This window comes from Pseudomonas sp. PS02303, from assembly GCF_029959925.1.
GTDB classification, from domain to species: domain Bacteria; phylum Pseudomonadota; class Gammaproteobacteria; order Pseudomonadales; family Pseudomonadaceae; genus Aquipseudomonas; species Aquipseudomonas mandelii.
The window spans coordinates 1-6,336 of sequence record NZ_JASCOM010000310.1 but is presented as its reverse complement, the minus strand read 5'-3'; the positions used below and the strand labels follow the sequence as shown (position 1 = coordinate 6,336).

The 6,336-nt window shown below is 60.2% G+C and carries 6 protein-coding genes; 5 read left to right on the top strand and 1 reads right to left on the bottom strand.

Going from position 1 to position 6,336, the window contains the following annotated elements:
- Positions 1 to 83: 83 nt before the first annotated feature.
- Positions 84 to 1,160, bottom strand: coding sequence for an S-methyl-5-thioribose-1-phosphate isomerase (gene mtnA / locus QMX98_RS31215; RefSeq protein WP_282411908.1), 1,077 nt, complete (start codon positions 1,158 to 1,160; stop codon positions 84 to 86).
- Positions 1,161 to 1,268: 108 nt separating this feature from the next.
- On the opposite strand from mtnA, the gene QMX98_RS31210 reads away from it, so the two are divergent.
- From QMX98_RS31210 to QMX98_RS31190, 5 genes are all read left to right on the top strand, one after another.
- Positions 1,269 to 2,603, top strand: coding sequence for a TRZ/ATZ family hydrolase (locus QMX98_RS31210; protein WP_077747958.1), 1,335 nt, complete (start codon positions 1,269 to 1,271; stop codon positions 2,601 to 2,603).
- A gap of 59 nt (positions 2,604 to 2,662) precedes the next feature.
- Positions 2,663 to 3,361, top strand: coding sequence for a bifunctional 2-polyprenyl-6-hydroxyphenol methylase/3-demethylubiquinol 3-O-methyltransferase UbiG (ubiG, locus tag QMX98_RS31205; protein WP_077747959.1), 699 nt, complete (start codon positions 2,663 to 2,665; stop codon positions 3,359 to 3,361).
- Between the two features lie 4 nt (positions 3,362 to 3,365).
- Positions 3,366 to 4,037, top strand: a complete 672-nt coding sequence (gene mupP, locus QMX98_RS31200; RefSeq protein ID WP_282411907.1) for an N-acetylmuramic acid 6-phosphate phosphatase MupP — start codon at positions 3,366 to 3,368, stop codon at positions 4,035 to 4,037.
- A gap of 188 nt (positions 4,038 to 4,225) precedes the next feature.
- Positions 4,226 to 4,966, top strand: a complete 741-nt coding sequence (locus QMX98_RS31195; protein WP_007899713.1) for a YciK family oxidoreductase — start codon at positions 4,226 to 4,228, stop codon at positions 4,964 to 4,966.
- Between the two features lie 374 nt (positions 4,967 to 5,340).
- A complete protein-coding gene (locus QMX98_RS31190) occupies positions 5,341 to 6,267 on the top strand; it encodes a GGDEF domain-containing protein (protein WP_010461702.1) in 927 nt (308 codons plus the stop codon).
- Positions 6,268 to 6,336: the final 69 nt, after the last annotated feature.

The following is a 6,336-nucleotide window of genomic DNA, read 5'->3' as shown; positions in this document are numbered from 1 at the left end:
GGCTCCCACAGGATCGGTGTCGATCAAAAAACCTGTGGGAGCCAGCCTGCTGGCGATGTCGATTTACAAGGCGCCGGACGCTCTCAATGCAGACGCTTGCGGCACATCAACAGCGCCATTTTCGCCGTGTCCGGGCGCTCGACGATGCCTTTCTCGGTGACGATCGCATCGATCAGGTCCGCCGGGGTCACGTCGAACACAGGGTTGAACGCATCAACCTCCGCCCCGACCCGCTTGCCGCCGACTTCCAGCAACTCGCGACCATCGCGTTCTTCAATTGGAATCTCGTCGCCGCTGGCCAGGTTCATGTCGATGGTCGAACTCGGCGCCACCACCATGAAGCGCACGCCGTGGTGCATGGCGTTGACTGCCAGCTGATACGTACCGATCTTGTTGGCCACATCGCCATTGGCGGTGATCCGGTCTGCGCCGACAATCACCCAGGTCACACCCTTGGTTTTCATGATGTGCGCGGCGGCGGAGTCGGCGTTGACGGTCACGGGAATGCCTTCATTGGCCAATTCCCAGGCGGTCAATCGCGAACCTTGCAACCATGGCCGGGTTTCGTCGGCGTAGACGCGCTCGACCATGCCTTCGATAAAGGCCCCGCGAATCACCCCCAACGCGGTGCCGAAACCGCCGGTGGCCAGTGCGCCGGTATTGCAGTGGGTCAGGATCGCCTGCGCGTTGCCCTGGTGCTTGCGGATCAGGTCCACACCCAATTGCGCCATGGTCAGGTTGGCTTCGCGATCGCTTTCATGAATGGCGATGGCTTCCGCCTCCAGCGCCGCGAGAGGATCCGCATCGCCCTTGAGACGATCCAGGCGGTCACGCATGCGCCCCAAGGCCCAGAACAGATTCACCGCCGTTGGACGGGAATCAGCCAGCAATGCGTAATCCTCTTCCCACTCGGCCTGCCAGTCACCACCCTCAGCTATGCGAGCGCGGGCCGACAGCACCATCGCATAGGCCGCACTGATGCCAATGGCCGGCGCGCCGCGCACCACCATCGAGCGAATGGCCTCGGCCACGCTAGCGGCGCTGGTGCAGGCGATCCACGTTTCCTCGAACGGCAAAATACGCTGATCCAGCAGGTACAGGGCGCCATCACGCCAATCGATGGCCTTCACCTTCTCCGCAGCAAACAGTCGATCGCGCATCCCACACCCCGCACTCATGAACAAAAGCCGCCGATTATAGCGATCCCCCCGCGAAGACGCTCGGGTATACTTCGCCATCCTTTACAAAAGCACTGGAACCGACCCTCGATGCCGAACACTGCCGCTGCGCTCGACCTGTTATTGCTGCCGACCTGGCTGGTACCCGTCGAACCCGCTGGTGTTGTCCTCAAAGAGCACGGCCTGGGCATTCGCGATGGACGCATCGTGTTTATCGGCCCACGAGCGGCTGCGCTGAAGCTTAACGCAACCGAAGTTCGTGAGTTGCCGGACATGTTGCTCAGCCCCGGCCTGATCAATGCCCACGGGCATGCGGCGATGACACTGTTCCGGGGCCTGGCGGACGATCTGCCGCTGATGACCTGGCTGGAAAACCACATCTGGCCCGCCGAAGCCAAGTGGGTCGACGAAGATTTTGTACGCGATGGCACCGACCTGGCGATCGCCGAGCAGATCAAAGGTGGCATCACCTGTTTCTCTGACATGTATTTCTTCCCGAAGGTTGCCAGCGAACGTGTCCATAACAGTGGCATACGCGCACAAATCGCCATTCCGATCCTCGATTTCCCGATTCCAGGGGCCAGCACGGCGGACGAGGCCATTCGTCAGGGCGTCGAATTGTTCGGCGATCTCAAGCACCACGAGCGGATCAAAGTCACGTTCGGCCCCCATGCGCCCTACACCGTGGGCGACGAAAACCTGGAGAAAATCCGGGTGATCGCCGAAGAACTGGACGCCTCGATTCACATGCACGTCCATGAAACCGCGTTCGAAGTGCAGCAATCGGTCGAGCAGCGCGGCGAGCGCCCCCTGGCCCGACTCGGCCGCCTGGGATTGCTCGGCCCGCGCTTCCAGGCCGTGCACATGACCCAGATCAGCGATGAAGACCTGGTGCTGCTGGTAGAAAGCAACACCAATGTGATTCATTGCCCGGAGTCCAATCTCAAGCTGGCGAGCGGCTTCTGCCCGGTCGAGCGTCTTTGGCAGGCTGGCGTCAATGTCGCCATCGGTACCGATGGCGCGGCCAGCAACAACGACCTCGACTTGCTCGGCGAAACCCGCACTGCCGCGCTGTTGGCCAAGGCTGTCGCTGGCTCGGCCACTGCGCTGGACGCCCATCGCGCACTGCGCATGGCCACCCTCAATGGCGCCCGTGCGCTGGGGATCGAGACTGAAACCGGTTCGCTGGAAGTTGGCAAAGCCGCGGACATCGTCGCGTTCGACCTCTCGGGCCTGGCGCAGCAACCGATCTACGATCCGGTTTCGCAGCTTATATACGCCACCGGCCGCGACTGCGTGAAACACCTGTGGGTCGCCGGCAAACAATTGCTCGACGACCGTCGCCTGACTCGCCTGGACGAGGAGCAGCTCTGCGCCACCGCCAAGGCCTGGGGTCAACGCATCAGCGGCCACACTGAACAGTAAGCCTCCCCGGACTGACTTCCGGGGCAACAGGATTTTTCAAGTTTTAGAGGATTTAAACCATGAGCAACGTCGACTACGCCGAAATCGCCAAATTCGAAGCCCTGGCCCATCGCTGGTGGGACCGCGAAAGCGAGTTCAAACCGCTGCACGACATCAACCCGCTGCGGGTCAACTGGATTGACGAACGGGTCAACCTGGCCGGCAAGAAAGTCCTCGATGTGGGCTGCGGTGGCGGCATCCTCAGCGAAGCCATGGCTCAGCGCGGCGCCACCGTCATGGGCATCGACATGGGCGAAGCGCCGCTGGCGGTCGCGCAATTGCATCAGCTGGAATCCGGCGTGAGCGTCGAGTACCGGCAGATCACCGCCGAAGCGCTGGCCGAGGAAATGCCTGAGCAGTTCGACGTGGTCACCTGCCTGGAAATGCTGGAGCACGTGCCGGATCCGTCCTCAGTGATCCGCGCCTGCTTCAAAATGGTCAAACCGGGCGGCCAGGTGTTCTTCTCCACCATCAACCGCAATCCGAAGGCGTATCTGTTCGCCATCATCGGTGCCGAATACATCATGAAGCTGCTGCCACGGGGAACTCACGACTTCAAGAAATTCATCCGCCCTTCCGAGCTGGGTGCCTGGAGCCGCCTGGCCGGCCTGACCGTCAAGGACATCATCGGGCTGACGTACAACCCGCTGACCAAGCACTACAAACTGGCGGCCGATGTGGACGTCAACTACATGATCCAGACCCTGCGCGAGGAGTAAGCCGATGCGTATCAGAGCAGTCCTTTTCGACATGGACGGCACGCTGCTCGACACCGCGCCGGACTTCATCGCCATCTGCCAGGCGATGCGCGCCGATCGCGGCTTGCCGCCGGTGAACGACAAGCACATCCGCGACGAGATTTCCGGCGGGGCCAAGGCGATGGTCGCCGTGACCTTCTCCATGGACCCGGAATCACCGGCTTTCGAGGAATTACGCCTGGAGTTTCTGGAGCGTTACCTCGCCGGTTGCGCGGTTCACAGCAAACTCTTCGACGGCATGGGCGAACTGCTGGTCGACATTGAGAAAGCCAACCTGATCTGGGGCGTGGTCACTAACAAGCCGCTGCGCTTCGCCGAGCCGATCATGCAGCAGCTTGGCCTTGCCGAGCGCTCGGCACTGCTGATCTGCCCGGACCATGTCAAGAACAGCAAGCCGGACCCTGAGCCGTTGATCCTGGCGTGCAAGATGCTCGACCTGGACCCGGCCAGCGTGCTGTTTGTGGGCGATGACCTGCGCGATATCGAGTCCGGTCGCGATGCCGGCACCAAAACGGCTGCCGTGACCTACGGCTACATTCACCCGGACGACAACCCGCGGCATTGGGGGGCGGATGTGGTGGTGGATCATCCGCTTGAGTTGCGCAAGGTGCTCGATAGCGCTCTTTGCAGCTGCTGAGTACCGCAGATTTTGTGGCGCGGGAGTTCGCTCCCGCTGGGGTGCGAAGCGCCTCCTCTATCTACAAACGCATTCTGTCAGGCACACCGTATCTGGTGATTTACGACTGCTTTGCAGTCGAACGCGAGCAAACTCCCTCGCCACAGTTTCGGTGCCCGCCTTTGTGTTGAATTGTTGTGAGGTTTCTTATGTTTGATTATTCCGCCCGCCCTGAATTGCTCAAGGACCGGGTCATCCTGGTTACCGGCGCAGGTCGCGGCATTGGCGCTGCGGCGGCGAAAACCTACGCAGCCCATGGTGCAACCGTACTGCTGCTGGGCAAGACCGAAGCCAATCTGACTCAGGTCTATGACGAAATCGAAGCCGCCGGGCATCCACAGCCTGCGGTGATACCGTTCAACCTGGAAACCGCGTTGCCTCATCAATACGATGAGCTGGCCGCGATGATCGAAACAGAGTTCGGCCACCTCGACGGTTTGCTGCATAACGCGTCGATCATTGGTCCGCGCACGCCGATCGAGCAGCTGTCCGGCGAGAACTTCATGCGCGTCATGCACGTCAACGTCAATGCCATGTTCATGCTCACCAGCACCTTGCTGCCGCTGCTCAAGCTGTCTCAGGACGCTTCGGTGGTGTTCACCTCCAGCAGCGTCGGTCGTAAGGGTCGCGCGTACTGGGGCGCTTATGGCGTGTCCAAGTTTGCCACCGAAGGCCTGATGCAAACCCTGGCCGACGAAGTCGACACCGTGGCGCCGGTGCGCTCCAACAGCATCAACCCGGGCGCTACCCGCACCAGCATGCGCGCCCAGGCATACCCGGGTGAAAATCCGCTGAACAACCCTACGCCCGAGGAGATCATGCCGGTCTACCTTTACTTGATGGGTCCGGACAGCACTGGCATCAACGGCCAGGCTTTCAACGCACAGTAACAACCGCACGTCGCTTTTTGTACCGCGCCGGGTTCCCGGCGCGGCCCTTAAAGCACCCCGCAAGTGCAGTGGTTTAAGTCAATACGCCGCCGCCCTTTCTGCCTGAAACCCTTCAGAAATCCTTCAACTTGTTGATTTTCAAGGATTTTTATTCAAAGGAACTCATTGGCATGACTTTCGCTCTAATTTTGCTCAGACACGCCGTGTGAAAGCAATCGGGCGGACGCCTCAGTCGATAGGTTACTTATATTCGGCAAAGCGGACTAAACTTGCGCCAAATGTCCTACGGGACTGATGGACCAGTATGACGCGCAGCCCAAAGCCGCTCTCACCCAGCCTGTAAGACAGCCTTACTGCTTAGGGGCTCACGCCATATGAAATCACCATCCCAGACCAACGCAATTGACTTCGACAGCGCCAAATTGCAACGCCTGGGCTTTGGTCAGCAACCTCCCATTCTGGAGCGGCCATTCAGCCTTGCACAAGTGCGCCAGCAACTTGGCCAGCAACTGCAGACCAGTCTTGAGCCACAACGCATTCTCGGACTTTTCTTCCGCGAGATTCAACGCCTGGTGCCGCTGGATGCGCTGACTTATCAGCACTCTGCCAGCGACTTGCGTCTGGAATTCGGGCATCGCGGCCACCATTCCGTCACTTACAGCCTCAGCCATGAAGGCGAGAACCTGGGTGAACTGGTGTTCCGCCGCAATCAGCGATTCAGCGACCACGAACAAAGCAATCTGGAATCGCTGCTGTCCACGCTCCTGTTCCCGATGCGTAACGCCCTGCTCTACCGCGCGGCGACGCAAAGTGCACTGCGCGATCCGTTGACCGATACCGGCAACCGAATCGCCATGGATCAGACCTTAGAGCGTGAAATCGAGATGTCGCGACGCCACTTGATGCCGTTGTCACTGCTCATGCTGGACATCGATCACTTCAAAAACGTTAACGATAATTTTGGCCACAGTGCGGGCGATGACGTACTCAAGAGCGTCGCAGCCTCGATCAAGAACCAGCTGCGCAATGTGGACATGGTGTTCCGTTTTGGTGGCGAAGAGTTCCTGATCCTCCTGTCCAACACCAGTCGGGAAGCCGCCGCCATGGTCGGCGAAAGACTGCGGTTTGCGGCACAGGCGCAGAGTTACAAAGCCGATGGCAATCAGATCGAGCTGACGGTCAGCCTGGGTTGCTCGACCCTGCTGCCCGGCGAATCGGCCGATAGTTTGTTGCGTCGGGCCGACAGCGCGCTGTATGTCGCCAAGCGCGAAGGGCGTAACCGGTTGGCCATGGCGGGTTAATCCTTCAGCTGAGCCACATAACTAATGTGGGAGTGGCGGTGCGGCGATCCGACTTGCTCGAATCGCCGC

Bases quoted from the DNA above. Each gene is read 5' to 3' on its own strand.
- mupP (WP_282411907.1), top strand. From the start codon at position 3,366: ATGCGTATCAGAGCAGTCCTTTTCGACATGGACGGCACGCTGCTCGAC.
- QMX98_RS31190 (WP_010461702.1), top strand. From the start codon at position 5,341: ATGAAATCACCATCCCAGACCAACGCAATTGACTTCGACAGCGCCAAA.
- QMX98_RS31195 (WP_007899713.1), top strand. From the start codon at position 4,226: ATGTTTGATTATTCCGCCCGCCCTGAATTGCTCAAGGACCGGGTCATC.
- ubiG (WP_077747959.1), top strand. From the start codon at position 2,663: ATGAGCAACGTCGACTACGCCGAAATCGCCAAATTCGAAGCCCTGGCC.
- mtnA (WP_282411908.1), bottom strand. From the start codon at position 1,160: ATGCGCGATCGACTGTTTGCTGCGGAGAAGGTGAAGGCCATCGATTGG.
- QMX98_RS31210 (WP_077747958.1), top strand. From the start codon at position 1,269: ATGCCGAACACTGCCGCTGCGCTCGACCTGTTATTGCTGCCGACCTGG.